Below are 16,854 nucleotides of genomic sequence, written 5' to 3' on the forward strand. Positions count from 1 at the left end.
AGTGAAATTGCTATCAAGGATGTGTTGTGTCGTTTGGCTCTGCTTCACCCCACTCGCCGCTGCTTCTGGCGCTGATCGTCAGCCCGCCATTGCTGGCCGACGACCTGTTTCTCGACAGTGAGCCACTGCCGCAGGTACTGACGGCTACGCGCCTGAAACAGTCGCCAGCCGCGGTGCCGGGGAGCATGACGGTGATCGACAGCGAACTGATCAACGCCAGCGGCGCCCGGGACATCAGCGAGTTGCTACGCCTGGTGCCAGGAATGATGGTCGGCAACATCACCGGCAATCAGGCCGCCGTGAATTACCACGGCACCAACGCCAGCGAAGCGCGGCGCATGCAGGTGCTGATCGATGGCCGTTCGGTGTATCGCGCCGGCCTGGCCACAGTGGACTGGAGTGACATTCCGGTGGCCATGGAAGACATCGAGCGCATCGAAGTCTTCCGCGGCCCGAACACCGTCAGCTATGGCGCCAATGCGCTGATGGCGGTGGTCAATATCATCACCCGCAATCCGGCCGACAGCCACGGCACGCGGTTGAAGGTCACCCGCGGTCAGCGCGGTATCGACGATTTTTACGCCAGTCAGGGCGTGGGTTGGGACGGTGGCGACATGCGCCTTTCGTTATCCGGCCAGCAGGACGATGGCTTCGACTCAGACCGCAAAGGCGCCGATTATCGCGACAGCCGTCGCCTGAACCGCTTCAACCTCGCCGTCAGCCAGACACTCAACGAACAGCAAAGCATCGACTGGCAGTTAAATGCCAAGGACGGGAGCAATCAGCGGCCTTATACCTACCGCCCGGTGTTCTCGGGGATTACCGCCGCCGGGAACAATTCCGACGTCGTTGCCAAAGACTACGCCGGCTCCTTGCGCTGGAACCTAGACCTCAATCCCGATCACAGTCTTTATATTCAAGGCTCGGCCCAGCACTGGGATCGGCAGCAAACCTGGCGCGCCTGCGACGCCGAAGTCTCGTTCAGCCCCGAACTGACCGAGCTCTGGCAGCTCAACCCGAATTACACCGAACGCCTGGCACGCAACATCGAGCGCTACCTCGGTCCCGGCGCACCGACCGGCACGGCGGCGGAGCAAGCCCTGGCCAATCAAGTGCTGGACCAGTGGCGAAACGGCGCCCGGCGAACCCTGTGCGGCGACATTGACCAAAGCACCCGTGAATCGCGCTACGACCTCGAGCTGCAAGACACCCTCAGCCTGTCCGACAGTCTGCGACTGGTCAGCGGCCTGAACTATCGTTACGACCGGGCCGATTCCGAGACCTATTTCAATGGCACGCTCGACGACACTACGTGGCGCGCATTCGGCCAACTCGAGTGGCGAGCGACCGAACACTGGTTGTTGCAGGGCGGTGCGATGTTCGAAGACACGCAATTGACCGGCAGTTCGCTGACCCCGCGGGTGGCGGTCAACTACCTGATCACTCCGCGCCACGGTTTGCGCGCGGTGTATTCGGAAGCCATTCGTTCACCGGACATGTTCGAGAACAACGTCAACTGGAGTTACCGGGTGACCAACCTGCAACCCGCCGCCTATGGCCAGAACAGCGCCCGTTACTTCGTCAGGACCCGCGGCCCCGGCAACCTTGAGCAGGAACACATGCGCTCCAGAGAACTGGGCTACAACGGCTTCTTCGCCGAGTGGGGACTGGCGGTGGACGTGAAGGTGTTCCACGACGAGATCACCGGCATGATCAGCGAGCCGTTGCGCAACAATCAGTACATCGCCAGCAACGCCAACAGCTCGCGCTTCACCGGGGCGGAAACCCAGCTCGACTGGCACCTCGGCAGTGCCGACCGACTGCGCCTGACCTACGCCTGCGTCGATGCCCAGGCGAGCAATCCGCTGGATGCGCAACAGACCGCGCGCAACAGTGGCTCCGCCGGCTGGCTGCGCAACTGGGGCCACGGCTGGAACAGCGCACTCTTCTATTATGGTGACGACGCGCTCAACGGCTATCGCTTCGAACGGGTCGACACACGCATCGCCAAACGCATCGGCCTGGGCAAGGCCAGCCTGGAACTGGCCGGTGTGCTCCAGCAACGTCTCGACAATCAACCCATCACGTTCGTCGATAACAACTACGACCAGCGACGGGTGATGTACTTCAGCGCGGAGCTGGTGTTCTAGATGCCGCGGTGTCCGTCGCGCAAGACGCCAATCCTTGGCCGCCTGTTGGCCGGGTTGTGCCTGGTGTTTGCCGGTGGGCTGGTGAGCCTGTCGGTCAGCGCCGAGGACATTCTGCTGACCGGTGCCGACGACAGCCCCGGCATGCAGGCGTTCGCGACGGTCCTCGGGGAATTGCGCCCTGGCGACACGGTGCGCTTCCAGCCATTGGCCGGTCTGCCGGCACCGAGCAAATTGCCGACCGGCATTCGTTTGATCCTGCTGGATCTGCCCAGCCTCGACTGGCGCCTGCAAGAGCCCCAGGGTCCGGCGACGCTGGTGCTGCGCATCAGTCGTCTGCAAGCCCGTCAACGCCTGGGCACTGCCCTGCCAGCCCGTTTAAGTCTGCTCTGGAGTGATCCGCCGCCTGATCGGCAACTGCGCCTGGCCCAAATCCTGCTGCCCCAGGCCAGACGAATCGGCGTGCTGTACGACAACCATAGCGAGTTTCTTCTGAATGAACTGCGCCAGGCGGCTCAACCGCTTGGCCTCGAAATTGTCACCGAACGCTGGGACAACACTAATGACAGCCGCCCCTTGCAAGCCTTGCTGAAAAACAGCGACGTGTTGCTGGGCCTCGATGATCCCGACCTGTATAACCCCAAAACCGCAAAAAACCTGCTGCTCAGCAGCTACGCACGGCAAACCGCGCTGATCGGCCCGAACGCCGGCTTCGTCAAGGCCGGAAGCCTGGCCAGCAGCTACAGCGACCAGAGTGACTGGCTGGCGATTCTCGACGAACTGCTCGACCAGCCACCGGCCACCTGGCCACGCACGCATTATGCCAATCGCTTCAAAGTCTTGAGTAACCCTCAAGTGGCTCGTTCATTAGGCATTGAACAGATCAATGAAGCGTTGGTCGCAACACAGTTGGCCGAAGGAGAAAGCCGCCCATGACTTTCCATCGTCGCTGGGACATCAATACCCGCACCCAGATCATCAGCCTCGGCCCTGCCCTGCTGCTGACCTTGCTGCTGATCAGCTTCTTCACCTTCGTGCGGATCCAGGACTTGCGTCAGGAGCTCAACCACACCGGTCAACTGATTGCCAACCAACTGGCGCCGGCCGCCGAATACGGGGTGATTTCGGGTAACAACGAGGTGCTCGAAAGTCTGCTCAAGGCCACCCTGGCCACGCCCAATGTGCGCTTTCTGGAAGTGCAGGACAGCGCCAACCGGATTCTGGTGTACGTCGAGCACCCGTCGGAAACCCACACCCGCTCGCAACAGGTCGAAGTGTTCCAGGCGCCGGTGCGCTTGCAACGGATCGCGCTGCACAATGACTTCTTCCAGGGCGCCAACGCCGCCAGCACCGCCCCCGCCGAGGATTATCTGGGGCGGGTGATCGTCGGTCTGTCGAATGACGCCTTCAACAAGCGCCAACAGGAAATCCTGTTCAAGGCCGGCGTCCTTGCGCTGTTCGCTCTGTTATTTACCTTCCTGATCGCCCGACGCCTGGCCGGCAGCCTGTCGCAGCCGATCCGCGATATCGGCAACGCGGTCAAGGCGATCCAGAGCGGTGACTACAAGACGCCACTGCCGATTGTCGACGACACCGAGCTGGGCGCGCTTTCGCAGCACATCAACAACCTCGCCAGCGGTCTCGAACAGGCCAGTCGTGAACAGCATCAGGCCATGGCGCAGTTGATCCAGACCCGCGAAGAAGCGGAAAAGGCCAACAACGCCAAATCCGATTTCCTGGCGATGATGAGCCACGAACTGCGCACACCGATGAATGGCGTGCTCGGTATGCTGCAATTGCTGGAAACCACCGAGATGACCGAAGAGCAGGTCGAGTACGCGGCGCTGGCTTCGGAGTCCACCGAACACCTGCTCAAAGTCATCAACGACATTCTCGACTTCTCGCGCATCGAGCGTTCGGAACTGGAGCTGGAACACATTCCGTTCAATCTGGCGGACTTGATCAGCAGTTGCGCCCAGTCGTTCCAGCACAGCGCCTTGCAACGCGGGCTCGATCTGACGTTGCTGATCCCCGAAGACATGCGTGCGTTGCAGGTTCAGGGCGACCCGACGCGGATCCGGCAGATCCTGGTGAACCTGGTGGGCAATGCGCTGAAGTTCACCGAACAGGGCCGCGTCACCATCGAACCGCAATGGCAGTCGCTGGATCACGAATTGTTGTGGTTCACCTGCACTGTGCGCGACAGCGGAATTGGCATCCCGGCCGAAAGCCTGGAATTGATGTTCAATGCGTTTCAGCAAGCCGACAGTTCTATTTCAAGGCGTTACGGCGGCACCGGACTGGGACTGCCGATTGCCCGCACCCTGGCGGAACGCATGGGCGGCACCTTGCGCGCCCAGAGCGAGGAAGGTCGCGGCTCGGCGTTCACCCTGGAAATCCCGCTGGCGCTCTATAAACAGACGCTGCCGGTGCGCACGCCACGCGCGCAGTCCGGCAGTGGCGATGGCGAAGGCCGCAATGTGCTGCTGGTCGAGGACAATCCGGTCAACCAGACCGTCGTCGAAGCCATGTTGCGCAGCCTGGGCTTTACTGTCAGCGTCGCCACCGACGGCGCTCAGGCGGTACGCAGCGCCGAAAGCCTGATCTTCGAAGCCATTCTCATGGATTGCCGACTGCCGATCATCGATGGCTACGAAGCCACCCGACAGATTCGCCAACTGCCCGGTTGCACCGACCTTCCGATCATTGCGCTGACCGCCAACGCCTTGCAGGGCGACCGTGAAGCCTGTCTATCAGCGGGAATGAACGATTACCTGGCCAAGCCGTTCAAACGCACGGATTTGCAGCAAATTCTGCAGCGATGGGTGCAGTAGTGCAGGCCTTTCGACCATCTGCGACTGGCGTGAAAGGCGAAAGTGCGGCAGTCTTAGGCACCCGAACAGGCCCGAAAAGGGGCTTGAATAAAAATTTCAGTGCACAAGTGTACATTCATGTCCTTGGTGCTGTGACTTTCACCACAACGCAATAGTCTATGAGTAGGCTGCTGACTCGAGGCATGAACGCTTCGATCGGCCGGGAAGATTTGCCCCACCTGCCGCATGGGACTATTGAGGAGCTCGCATGACCAAACAAAACGCCTTTACTCGGGAAGACCTGCTGCGCTGCAGTCGCGGTGAGCTGTTCGGCCCGGGTAACGCGCAACTGCCCGCCCCGAACATGCTGATGGTGGACCGCATCACCCTGATCAGCGAAGAAGGCGGCAAGTACGGCAAAGGTGAATTGGTCGCCGAGCTGGATATCACTCCGGATCTGTGGTTTTTCGCCTGTCACTTCGAAGGTGACCCGGTGATGCCAGGCTGCCTCGGCCTCGACGCCATGTGGCAACTGGTCGGCTTCTTCCTCGGCTGGCAAGGCCTGCCAGGCCGCGGCCGCGCCCTGGGTTCGGGCGAAGTGAAGTTCTTTGGTCAGGTTCTGCCGACCGCGAAGAAAGTGACCTATAACATTCATATCAAGCGCGTCCTCAAAGGCAAGCTGAACCTGGCCATCGCCGATGGTTCGGTGACTGTCGACGGTCGCGAGATCTACACCGCCGAAGGCCTTCGGGTCGGCGTTTTCACCTCCACTGACAACTTCTAAGGGTTATCCGCATGCGCCGCGTCGTTATCACTGGTCTGGGCATCGTTTCGTGCCTGGGCAATGACAAAGAGACCGTCTCCGCTAACCTGCGTGCAAGTCGCCCTGGCATCCGGTTCAACCCGGAATATGCCGAAATGGGTCTGCGTAGCCAGGTTTCCGGCTCCATTGACCTTCCCCTCGAGGAGCTGATCGATCGCAAGATCTATCGCTTCGTCGGCCATGCGGCGGCTTACGCCTACCTGGCCATGAAAGACGCCATCGCCGACTCCGGTCTGACCGATGAGCAAGTCTCCAACCCGCGTACCGGCCTGATCGCCGGTTCCGGTGGCGCCTCCACGCTGAACCAGATGGAAGCGCTGGACATCCTGCGCGAGAAAGGCGTGAAACGCGTTGGCCCATACCGTGTAACTCGGACCATGAGCAGCACTGTTTCCGCGTGCCTGGCCACCCCGTTCAAGATCAAGGGCCTGAACTACTCCATCGCTTCTGCCTGCGCCACCAGTGCTCACTGCATCGGTACCGCCATGGAACAGATCCAGATGGGCAAGCAGGACATCGTGTTCGCCGGCGGCGGTGAAGAAGAGCATTGGAGCCAGTCGTTCCTGTTCGACGCCATGGGCGCACTGTCCAGCCAGTACAACGAAACCCCGGAAAAAGCTTCCCGTGCCTACGACGCCAAGCGTGACGGTTTTGTCATCGCCGGCGGCGGCGGCATGGTCGTGGTCGAAGAGCTGGAACACGCTCTGGCCCGCGGCGCGAAGATCTACGCGGAAATCGTTGGCTACGGCGCGACTTCCGACGGCTACGACATGGTCGCCCCAAGCGGCGAAGGCGCCATCCGCTGCATGCAGATGGCCATGTCCACCGTTGACGCACCGATCGACTACCTGAACACCCACGGCACTTCGACTCCGGTCGGCGACGTTGCGGAAATGAAAGGTGTGCGTGAAGTGTTTGGCGACAAGGCCCCGGCCATCAGCTCCACCAAGAGCCTGTCGGGTCACTCCCTGGGCGCCGCCGGCGTTCACGAAGCGATCTACTGCATGCTGATGATGGAAGGCAACTTCATGGCGGGTTCCGCCAACATCGACGAACTGGACCCGGAAGTGGCAGACATGCCGATCCTGACCAAGACTCGCGAAGACGTTGCCTTCAACACCGTGATGAGCAACAGCTTCGGTTTCGGTGGCACCAACGCGACCTTGGTACTGCAGCGCTGGCAGGGTAAATAACACCCCGCCTACGCCGCACATAAAAACGCCCCGACTGGTTCGGGGCGTTTTTTTTTGCTCAAAAATTGGCCAACACACAGAACCCTGTTGGAGCGAGCCTGCTCGCGATGACGGCATCACATTCGCCATTCCCGTATGAACAAGACCGCTATCGCGAGCAGGCTCGCTCCCACAGGTTTTGTGTGAAGCCAGGCATTTTCCTCAATGGAAACATGAAGCTTTTGTCATGAAACTCAGCGCCCTGCGACCGAATGCCGCGTATTACGCGGGCTGCAGGACTTTCTTCATTTTTGCAAAAATCCGTTACCAAACTCTGTCGTTTACTTAGCAAGCTAACCAAACATATAACAGAGTCCTGCACACGCCTTGCTGCAGATATCACAGAGATTGGAGCTAGCAGATGACTGTAAAAGTAACTGAACGCGACGATTCACATAAGTCCCACGAAGGCGTAGCCGCCGGTATCCGGATCTGGGACGTGCACCAACAAGACTTGCTGGTGGGCATGTTCCACTCCGAAACCGATGCCCACAGCTACAAGGCCGAACTGGAAAAACTGGAGCAGCAACGAGCGCTCCGATCCGCATAAGCAATGACAGCATTGAAAACGACAAACCCCGCCATGAGCGGGGTTTGTCGTTGTGGCAGCCGTTAACTGCTTACCACATCAGATCATCAGGAATCTGATAGGCCGCATATGGATCGTCTTCAGCCGCCGCTTCTTCGGTTTGCACGTTCAGCTGCACGATGCGTTGCGGATCGCGCTCCTGGATCTTCAGGGCCGCCTCACGGGGGATTACTTCGTAACCGCCAGCATGGTGCACGATCGCCAGCGAGCCGTTGCTGAGCTTGTTGCGCATCAACGTGTTGACGCAAAGGCGCTTGACCTTCTTGTCGTCGACGAAGTTGTAGTAGTCCTCGGTGGTCAGCTTCGGCAGGCGCGAGACTTCGATCAATTGCTTGACCTGCGCGGCACGGGCCTTGGCCTCGGCCTTCTCCTGCTGCTGGCGGTTCAGCTCCTGGTCGCGCTTTACCTTTTCGGCCATGGCTTCCTGGGCCGCACGCTGCTGGGAATCATCGAGTTCGATCTGGCCTTTATGGGCCAGGCGCTGTTGTTTCTGCTTCTCTTTGCCGACCTGTTTGGCCTGCTTTTGGTTGACCAGCCCTGCCTTTAGCAACTGGTCGCGAAGGGAAATGCTCATGGTGCTTATTTCTCACTTAGGCCACTGCTCATCCGCAGCTGGGCAAATTCTTTTCCTGACGTTTGGCTTCGCCCCACAAGGCGTCCAACTCTTCAAGGGTGCAATCTTCTATGGGACGGTGGGTGTCGCGCAATGCCTGTTCGATAAAACGGAAGCGTCTTTCAAATTTGCTGTTGGCGCCGCGCAAGGCGGTTTCCGGATCGACTTTAAGATGACGCGCCAGATTGACCACGGAGAACAGCAAGTCGCCGACCTCATCGGCAATCGCTGCCGAGTCATTGTCGGCCATCGCTTCGAGCACTTCATCGAGCTCTTCGCGGACCTTGTCCAGCACCGGCAAGGCGTCCGGCCAGTCGAAACCGACCTGCCCTGCGCGCTTCTGCAACTTGGCGGATCGGGATAACGCCGGCAGCGCGGCGGGTACATCATCGAGCAAGGACAACTGTTCCGGCGCCGCGGATTTCTCGGCGCGCTCTTCGGCCTTGATCTCTTCCCAGCGCCGTTTGACCTGTTCCTCACTCAGTCGCGGAACGTCCAGCGGCGCGTACAGATCGCCTGTGGGGAACACGTGGGGATGACGACGGATCAGCTTGCGGGTGATGCTGTCGATGACACCGGCGAATTCGAAGCGCCCTTCTTCCCGGGCCAGTTGGCTGTAATAAACCACCTGGAACAGCAAATCGCCCAGCTCACCCTGCAGGTGATCGAAGTCGCCGCGCTCGATGGCGTCGGCAACTTCGTAGGCTTCCTCAAGGGTGTGCGGGACGATGGTCGCGTAGGTTTGCTTGATGTCCCACGGGCAGCCGAACTGCGGATCGCGCAGTTGGTTCATCAGGTGCAGCAAATCTTCAAGGCCGTACATCATTTATCTCTCACCACAAAACCTGTGGGAGCTGGCCTGCCAGCGATGGCATCACCTCGACTCTACTGAAAGACCGAGGTGCCTGCATCGCTGGCAGGCCAGCTCCCACACGGGGGCATCTTCAAGGGGTACGGTTACGCCGGGTTTCGATGATGTTCGGCAACTGGGATATTCGCCCCAGCAACCGTCCCAATGCATCCAGCCCCGGAATCTCGATGGTCAGGGACATCAACGCCGTGTTGTCCTCTTTGTTCGAGCGGGTGTTGACCGCCAGCACGTTGATCCGTTCGTTGAGCAGCACTTGCGAGACGTCACGCAGCAAACCGGAACGGTCGTAGGCGCGAATGATGATGTCCACCGGATAGGTGAGCACCGGCACCGGGCCCCAGCTGACCTGGATGATCCGCTCTGGCTCGCGTCCGGCCAGTTGCAGCACCGAGGCGCAGTCCTGACGGTGAATGCTCACGCCACGGCCCTGGGTGATGTAACCGACGATCGCATCGCCCGGCAACGGCTGGCAGCAGCCCGCCATTTGGGTCATGAGGTTGCCGACACCCTGGATCTGTATATCGCCGCGCTTGCCCGGCTTGTAGCCGGTGGCCTTGCGCGGAATCAGCTCCAGCTGTTCGTTGCCGCGTTCCGGCTCGACCAGTTGCTGCGCCAGGTTCACCAGTTGCGCCAGGCGCAAATCGCCTGCGCCCAACGCGGCATACATGTCTTCGGCGGTTTTCATGTTGGCCTTGTCGGCCAGCTTGTCGAAATCCACCGCAGGCAAGCCAAGGCGACTGAGTTCGCGCTCGAGCAAGGTCTTGCCGGCCGCGACGTTCTGGTCGCGGGCCTGCAATTTGAACCAGTGAACGATCTTCGCCCGCGCCCGGGACGTGGTGATGTAGCCCAGGTTCGGGTTCAGCCAGTCGCGGCTCGGGGTGCCGTGCTTGCTGGTGATGATCTCTACTTGCTCACCGGTTTGCAGGCTGTAGTTGAGCGGTACGATGCGCCCGTTGATCTTCGCGCCACGGCAGTTGTGACCGATTTCGGTATGCACGCGGTAGGCGAAGTCCAGCGGCGTCGCGCCTTTCGGCAAGTCGATGGCGTGACCGTCCGGCGTGAAGATGTACACCCGGTCCGGTTCGATATCGACCCGCAGTTGTTCCGCCAAACCACCAATGTCGCCCAGCTCTTCATGCCACTCGAGAACCTGACGCAGCCAGGAGATTTTCTCTTCGTAGTGGTTGGAACCGGATTTGACGTCGGTGCCTTTGTAGCGCCAGTGCGCGCAAACGCCCAGCTCGGCTTCTTCGTGCATGGCGTGGGTGCGGATCTGCACTTCCAGCACCTTGCCCTCAGGCCCGATCACCGCAGTGTGCAGCGAGCGGTAGCCGTTCTCTTTCGGGTTGGCGATGTAGTCGTCGAATTCCTTCGGGATGTGCCGCCACAAGGTGTGGACGATGCCGAGCGCGGTGTAGCAGTCGCGCATTTCCGGCACCAGCACGCGCACGGCGCGCACGTCGTAGATCTGGCTGAACTCCAGACCCTTGCGCTGCATTTTGCGCCAGATCGAATAGATGTGTTTGGCCCGGCCGCTGATGTCGGCCTCGACGCCAGTGGCCTGCAATTCGACTTTCAGCTGGTTCATCACATCGGCGATGAAGCGCTCGCGATCCAGACGCCGTTCGTGCAACAACTTGGCGATCTGTTTGTACTGATCGGGCTCGAGGTAACGGAAGGACAAGTCCTCCAGTTCCCACTTGATGTGACCGATACCGAGACGGTGGGCGAGCGGCGCGTAGATGTCGAAGACTTCACGGGCGACGCGGTTGCGCTTCTCGTCGTCTGCGGTTTTCACCGCGCGGATCGCGCAGGTGCGCTCGGCCAGTTTGATCAGCGCGACGCGCACGTCGTCGACCATGGCCACGAGCATCTTGCGCAGGTTTTCGACCTGGCCTTGCGTGCCCAGCACCAACGATTGACGCGGGCTCAGGCTGGCGCTGATCGCCGCCATGCGCAACACGCCGTCGATGAGTTTGGCGACCACCGGACCGAAGCGCTGGCTCACGGCCGGCAGTTCGATCTGGCCTTCGCGCACGCCGCGGTACAGGACCGCGGCGACCAACGAATCCTGATCGAGTTTGAGGTCGGCGAGAATTTCGGCGATCTCAAGGCCCGTGCGGAAACTCGAGGTCCCTTCGGACCATAGATTCTTCGCCGCATTGGCTTGTTGTTCGGCGGTGCGAGCGAACTCGCACGCGTCCTTCAAGGCTTCGCGATCCAGTGCCAGATCGACACTGACCGCATGATCGAGCCAAGCCTCGAGGTTGATGCTGCCGTCCGTGTTGATCGGCTGGTGTGCTCTCACCTGTACCATCTTGCTTTACCTTCCCTACGACGCAGTTCAATGCGTCAAATCGCTGACCTTCGTTGCCGGGGATGCACTCGCGGGGCCAGGACGAGTGCTGCACGGGCGGGTCAGTCGGACCAGACGAGCCGTCCTAGCTCGCTTCAAATAACGCCATGGCCTCGACATGTGCCGTCTGAGGAAACATATCGAGAATCCCGGCACGTTTTAACCGGTAGCCCTGCTTGATCAATTCGACCGTGTCGCGCGCCAGAGTTGCAGGGTTGCACGACACATACACCAATCGTTCGGCGCCCAGGGCCTTGAGCTTGCGCACCACCTCGAAAGCACCGTCACGCGGTGGGTCCAAGAGTACCGCACAAAAGCCTTCCCGCGCCCATTCGGCATCGGTCACAGGCTGGGATAAATCGGCCTGAAAAAACGTCGCATTATGCAGATTGTTGCTAGCGGCGTTTGCGGCTGCCCGCTCGACCATAGCCTGCACACCTTCGACCGCCACCACTTCGCGAACGGCTTTGGCCAGCGGCAAGGCAAAGTTGCCCAACCCACAGAATAGATCGAGAACACGTTCATCCGCTGTCGGCTTCAGCCAGTCCAGCGCCTGGGCGACCATGGCTTCATTGACCGCCGCGTTGACCTGAATGAAATCTCCCGGCCGGTACGCCAGGTTCAAATCCCACTGTTCAAGGCGATAGCCCAACGACTGATAGGCCTCGACCGGTTGCGGTTCGCCTTCGCCATGCAACCACAATTGAGCTTCATGAAACGCGCAGAAATCCTTGAGGATCGTCATATCGGCGTCGGACAACGGCGCCATGTGTCGCAGCAACACCGCCAAGGACGAACCACTGAACAATTCCACATGCCCCAGCGCCTGAGGTTTGCTCAAGCGCCGCAACATCTCGGGCAAGCGGGTCATGATCGGTTGCAAGGGCTGTACCAGCACCGGGCATTCGTTGATTGCAACGATGTCCTGGCTGCCCGCCGCGCGGAAACCGACTTCGAGCTTTTTCGCTTTCATGTCCCAGTGCACCGCTACACGGGCGCGACGGCGGTAAGCGAACTCCGGACCGCTCAACGGCGCTGCCCACTCTTCAGGTTCGACACCAGCGACCTTGGACAATTGCTCGGCAAGCATGCGCTGTTTCAGGGCGAGTTGTTCGGTATGAGGCAGATGCTGAACACTGCAGCCACCACAGCGACCGGCATGCGGACACGGCGCCGGGCGACGCATTTCGCTGGCCTGGAAAACGCGCTCGGTGCGTGCCTCGACCACTTTGCCGTGGGCCCCCAACACGCGCGCCTCGACTTCTTCACCGGCCAATGCGCCGAGAACGAACCAGGTACGACCTTCGAAAAACGCGATGCCGCGACCGTCATTTGCCAGGCGCTCGATGGTCAGGCGCTGCTTTTTGCCGGTCGGAATTTGCGGGGCCTTGCTGCCGCCGGTGGGCTGGAAGCGCAGGCCTCTCTCATGCTTGGCCATCAGTTGGGCGCGTCGAAAATGCCGGTCGACAAGTAACGGTCGCCACGGTCGCAGATGATCGCGACGATCACCGCGTTTTCAACTTCTTTGGACAGGCGCAGCATGGCTGCCACGGCACCGCCCGAGGACACGCCGCAGAAGATGCCTTCTTCGCGGGCCAGGCGACGGGTCACGTCCTCGGCTTCGCTTTGCGCCATGTCGACGATGCGGTCCACGCGATCGGCCTGGTAGATCTTCGGCAGGTATTCCTGCGGCCAGCGACGGATGCCCGGAATCGCCGAGCCTTCCATCGGTTGCAGACCGACGATCTGCACGCTGTCACTCTGCTCTTTCAAGTAGCGCGACACGCCCATGATGGTGCCGGTGGTGCCCATCGAACTGACAAAGTGAGTGATGGTGCCCTCGGTCTGGCGCCAGATTTCCGGGCCGGTGGTGGTGTAGTGCGCTTCCGGGTTGTCCCCGTTGGCGAACTGGTCCAGCACCTTGCCACGGCCTTCGGCTTCCATTCGCTGAGCGAGGTCGCGAGCGCCTTCCATGCCTTCTTCCTGGGTCACCAGAATCAGCTCGGCGCCATAGGCCGTCATCGCGGCCTTGCGCTCGGCGCTGGAGTTGTCCGGCATGATCAGGATCATCTTGTAACCCTTGATCGCGGCGGCCATGGCCAGGGCGATCCCGGTGTTGCCCGAGGTCGCTTCGATCAGCGTATCGCCGACGTGGATCTGCCCGCGCAACTCGGCACGGGTGATCATCGACAGCGCCGGACGGTCCTTGACCGAACCCGCCGGGTTGTTCCCTTCGAGCTTGAGCAAAAGGGTATTGCTGGTGGCACCGGGCAAGCGCTGCAAACGGACCAGCGGAGTGTTGCCGACGCAATCGGCGATGGTTGGGTACTGCAAGGTCATGGCGTATTCGCAATCCAGACTGCGGGGGCGCCTATCATACCGGCAAACGTTGGAAGGCCATATCACGCAAAGTGCGGTGCTTATGGCTTATGGGAATAAGCGGCTGGCTCAGTACTGGCCTGCCTGCGCAACTTTCGCGGCCAAGCTCGATCAGAAATTCCTTGAGGCGTGCCGGCAAGCCCTGATGCAGATCGGTTTCGACATGGGTACCGGGCATGTAGTGTCGCGGAATATCTCAAGTGCCAAGGGGTGGGTTTGTTTCAGTACGGCGGAGACTTTTGCCGGTTGGGTGACGCTTCGCTCAATCAGGGCAGCCTTGAACTGTCGCTCAAGCTCGCGCTTCGACCATTTCTCCTGTACTGCCATGCGCAGGTAGAACTCGCGTTCTTCCGGGTGTTCACTCTGGCTTAGGACAATCATGTTATGAGTCCAAGGCAATTGCCTCACCAGTGGTGCAATGTTGTTCACTTAAGAGTGTCTTGAATCAAAGGAAACTTGTGGCGAGGGAGCTTGCTCCCGCTTGAGTGCATAGCACTCACAAAACTCGGCAATAGTTGTCAGATTTTTGGGGCCGCTACGCAGCCCAGCGCGAGCAAGCTCGCTCGCCACAAAGGTATGCACGATCCAAGAGCGCGCTTAAGTGAACAGCATTGCACCAGTGGTGAGACTTTTAAAATATCGGCGGTGGCTGGCGGGTTCTTCGCAAGCAGGCTAACTCCCACAGGAATAGCGCTACTCACACAATGTGTGGCCGACCCACATCCACTGCGGGAGCGGGCTTGCCCGCGATGGCGCCATCACTGATAACACCCTCATCGGCCAGGAGCCGCATGTTCAGTCGCAACCCGGCCCCGCTGTTCTCCGCCCAAAGCCGCCCGCCCTGCCGCTGCACCGCATTGCGCGCAATGCTCAGCCCCAACCCGAACCCACCATTCCCGGGCCGCGACCCATCGAGCCGGGTGAAGGGCGAGAAAATCCGCTCCAGATCCTCTTCCGCCACCCCGCCCCCCTCGTCCTCGAGCCACAGGTGCCAGTGATCCCCCTCGCGCCGCCCATCCAAACGCACAACGCCGCCTTTGGGAGAATGACGAATGGCATTGCGCAGGATGTTTTCCAAGGCTTGCGCCAGGGTATTGAGATTGCCGCGCACCCAGCAGGAGGAATCCACCGCACATTGCAACTGGCCCAACGGGCAACAACTTTCATAGCAGGCGTTTTCCGTGAGCATTTCCCACAGCGCCTGAATCTGGATCGCTTCGTCGGGTAGCGGTGAGCGCTCGGTGTCGAGCCAGGCCAGTTGCAGCGTGTCCTCGACCAGACGCTGCATGCCATCGACTTCGCGGCCAATGCGTTCGCGCAGTTGTGTCAGGCTTTGCTCACCCTCGCTGGCCACCCGCAAACGGCTCAACGGCGTGCGCAACTCATGGGACAGGTCACGCAGCAACTGTTGTTGCAGGGCCACCGTACTTTGCAGGCGTTCGGACATGTGATCGAACGCGCGGCCCAGCTCACCCAGTTCATCTGAACGATTGGTGGTGCGATGTGACAGACGCACGCCCAGTTGATCGGCACGCCAGGCATTGGCCTGCTCGCGCAGTTGATTGAGGGGAACCACCAGCAATCGATACAACCCGACACACAGCAACAAGGTGAACAGCCCGGGAATCACGCCGTTGGTGATCACGCGCCAGAACACTCGGTAACGCCCAGGCATGAAACGCTGGGGCAATTCGATCACCAGGCTGCCGGCCGACGAGTCGCCGGGAAACGGTACGCGCAACCAAGGCAAGCGTTTTTTGTGAATAGGCCAATCGAGACCGCGCAGGAAGGTCAGGTGCTGGATTTCCGGGCCCGTCAGCGGCTGGCTGCTCAATGACTGTAAATCACCACCGATAACGCCCGCCCAACCCGCTTCACGCTGGCGCATTTCCTGTAGCCAGGCATCGACACCGGCACTCTGCCCCTGTTGCCACGCCTGCTCGGCTTCGGCGGCATAACGCGCCAGTGTGCGTCGGGCTTCGTCCGACAAAAACTGGTTGCGCTCTTCCATGTAGCGGCCCCAGGACCAGCTCAACCAGATCATCAGCAGACAGAACGCCACCAGCAGACAGGCGAGTTTCCAGAACAGCGAATGCCGGCCCGGCAGGTCAGACCATTTCATCGGCGGCACTCAAGACATACCCCTTGCCCCAGACCGTGCGCACTTCCCGCTCGGTGTAGCCGATGGCCTTGAGCTTTCTGCGGATCTGGCTGACGTGCATGTCGAGGCTGCGGTCGTGGGCCGCATAGCCCCGTTGCAGCACGTGTTGATAAAGGAAGGCCTTGCTCAACACTTCATCGCCGTTGCGGTTGAGCGTGTCCAGCAAGCGGTACTCGCTGCGGGTCAGGCCGGCGGCGTGTTCACCATAGAACACCTCGGAACATTCATCGTCGAAACGCAGGCTGTCTGCCGCCAGGGCAACAGGCGCGGGCGCGGGGCGACGATCCAGTGCGACGCGGCGCAGGATCGCTTCGATACGCACGCGCAATTCGGCCATGCTGAAGGGCTTGGGCAAGTAGTCATCGGCGCCGAGACGGAAACCGCTGATGCGATCCGCCTCGGCCCCCAGCGCCGACATCAGCACCACCGGGGTGGAATGGCTCTGGCGCAATTGGGTCAGCACGTTCAGTCCGTTCATGCCCGGGAGCAGAATGTCCATCAACACCACATCGAAGGCTTGTTTACGAGCCATCGCCAGCCCCTCCTGCCCGTTCTGGCACCAGGTCACCTGAAAACCGCTGCGGCCCAGCTGCTCGTGAACATAGGCACCGAGCACCAGATCGTCTTCGATGGAAAGAATGCGGGGATGGACGACAGAAATGGGAGTCATGAGTATCTGCAAATAATTCTCAGTTGGCGATTATTCAAGATTGCCTCGCCGGGGGCAACCCAAGGTTTTCCCACGACGCCAAAGCATTGAACGGCCCGACGAATGACGTCATCAATTTTACGAAGATTGCCCGCAAGCAAATCGCTACACTGCGCAAGTGGCGCGTGCCGGATGTACGCGCAGGTCCTAAATGGCTGGAT

Annotated in this window: 13 protein-coding genes and 1 pseudogene; 6 read left to right on the forward strand and 8 right to left on the reverse strand. The window is 60.4% G+C overall.

Annotated features, from left to right (window positions below; genetic code table 11):
• Nucleotides 1-26 precede the first annotated feature (26 nt).
• The 6 genes from B723_RS29045 to B723_RS29070 all read left to right on the forward strand — a co-directional run bounded on the left by B723_RS29045 (nt 27) and on the right by B723_RS29070 (nt 7,565).
• Complete coding sequence (locus tag B723_RS29045) at nt 27-2,150, forward strand: TonB-dependent receptor plug domain-containing protein (protein WP_017340162.1); 2,124 nt, start codon at nt 27-29, stop codon at nt 2,148-2,150.
• Nucleotides 2,151-3,083 (forward strand): ABC transporter substrate-binding protein, encoded by a 933-nt coding sequence (locus B723_RS29050; protein WP_017340163.1) that lies wholly within the window; start codon nt 2,151-2,153, stop codon nt 3,081-3,083. It begins immediately after the preceding gene.
• The gene (locus tag B723_RS29055; RefSeq protein ID WP_017340164.1) at nt 3,080-4,981 is read left to right on the forward strand and encodes an ATP-binding protein; all 1,902 of its coding nucleotides are present in this window, start codon (nt 3,080-3,082) and stop codon (nt 4,979-4,981) included. Before B723_RS29050 ends, B723_RS29055 begins: the two co-directional genes overlap by 4 nt.
• Before the next feature lie 247 nt (nt 4,982-5,228).
• Entirely contained in the window at nt 5,229-5,744 is a 516-nt protein-coding gene (fabA, locus tag B723_RS29060) for a 3-hydroxyacyl-[acyl-carrier-protein] dehydratase FabA (RefSeq protein ID WP_003179264.1), read from the forward strand.
• 11 nt (nt 5,745-5,755) lie between these two features.
• A complete protein-coding gene (gene fabB / locus B723_RS29065) occupies nt 5,756-6,976 on the forward strand; it encodes a beta-ketoacyl-ACP synthase I (RefSeq protein ID WP_017340165.1) in 1,221 nt (406 codons plus the stop codon).
• A gap of 400 nt (nt 6,977-7,376) precedes the next feature.
• Nucleotides 7,377-7,565 (forward strand): hypothetical protein, encoded by a 189-nt coding sequence (locus B723_RS29070; protein WP_017340166.1) that lies wholly within the window; start codon nt 7,377-7,379, stop codon nt 7,563-7,565.
• 70 nt (nt 7,566-7,635) lie between these two features.
• Here the strand turns inward: B723_RS29070 and B723_RS29075 are convergent, their stop codons facing one another.
• The 8 genes and pseudogenes from B723_RS29075 to B723_RS29110 all read right to left on the reverse strand — a co-directional run bounded on the left by B723_RS29075 (nt 7,636) and on the right by B723_RS29110 (nt 16,654).
• Nucleotides 7,636-8,178 (reverse strand): DUF2058 domain-containing protein, encoded by a 543-nt coding sequence (locus tag B723_RS29075; RefSeq protein ID WP_017340167.1) that lies wholly within the window; start codon nt 8,176-8,178, stop codon nt 7,636-7,638.
• Between the two features lie 28 nt (nt 8,179-8,206).
• Nucleotides 8,207-9,040, reverse strand: coding sequence for a nucleoside triphosphate pyrophosphohydrolase (mazG, locus tag B723_RS29080; protein WP_031319065.1), 834 nt, complete (start codon nt 9,038-9,040; stop codon nt 8,207-8,209).
• 121 nt (nt 9,041-9,161) lie between these two features.
• Nucleotides 9,162-11,405: a GTP diphosphokinase gene (relA, locus tag B723_RS29085; RefSeq protein WP_017340169.1), complete on the reverse strand. Its 2,244-nt coding sequence runs from the start codon at nt 11,403-11,405 to the stop codon at nt 9,162-9,164.
• Nucleotides 11,406-11,529: 124 nt separating this feature from the next.
• Nucleotides 11,530-12,882 (reverse strand): 23S rRNA (uracil(1939)-C(5))-methyltransferase RlmD, encoded by a 1,353-nt coding sequence (rlmD, locus tag B723_RS29090; RefSeq protein ID WP_017340170.1) that lies wholly within the window; start codon nt 12,880-12,882, stop codon nt 11,530-11,532.
• Nucleotides 12,882-13,784, reverse strand: a complete 903-nt coding sequence (gene cysM / locus B723_RS29095; protein ID WP_017340171.1) for a cysteine synthase CysM — start codon at nt 13,782-13,784, stop codon at nt 12,882-12,884. The genes rlmD and cysM overlap by 1 nt, the downstream gene beginning before the upstream one ends.
• Before the next feature lie 127 nt (nt 13,785-13,911).
• Nucleotides 13,912-14,243, reverse strand: a pseudogene (locus B723_RS29100) (DUF1016 N-terminal domain-containing protein); the annotation flags it as partial.
• A 277-nt stretch (nt 14,244-14,520) separates the two neighbouring features.
• A complete protein-coding gene (locus B723_RS29105; RefSeq protein WP_017340172.1) occupies nt 14,521-15,945 on the reverse strand; it encodes a sensor histidine kinase in 1,425 nt (474 codons plus the stop codon).
• Nucleotides 15,932-16,654, reverse strand: coding sequence for a response regulator transcription factor (locus B723_RS29110; protein WP_017340173.1), 723 nt, complete (start codon nt 16,652-16,654; stop codon nt 15,932-15,934). Before B723_RS29110 ends, B723_RS29105 begins: the two co-directional genes overlap by 14 nt.
• Nucleotides 16,655-16,854: the final 200 nt, after the last annotated feature.

The sequence above is a fragment of the Pseudomonas fluorescens NCIMB 11764 genome (assembly GCF_000293885.2).
GTDB lineage: Bacteria > Pseudomonadota > Gammaproteobacteria > Pseudomonadales > Pseudomonadaceae > Aquipseudomonas > Aquipseudomonas fluorescens_B.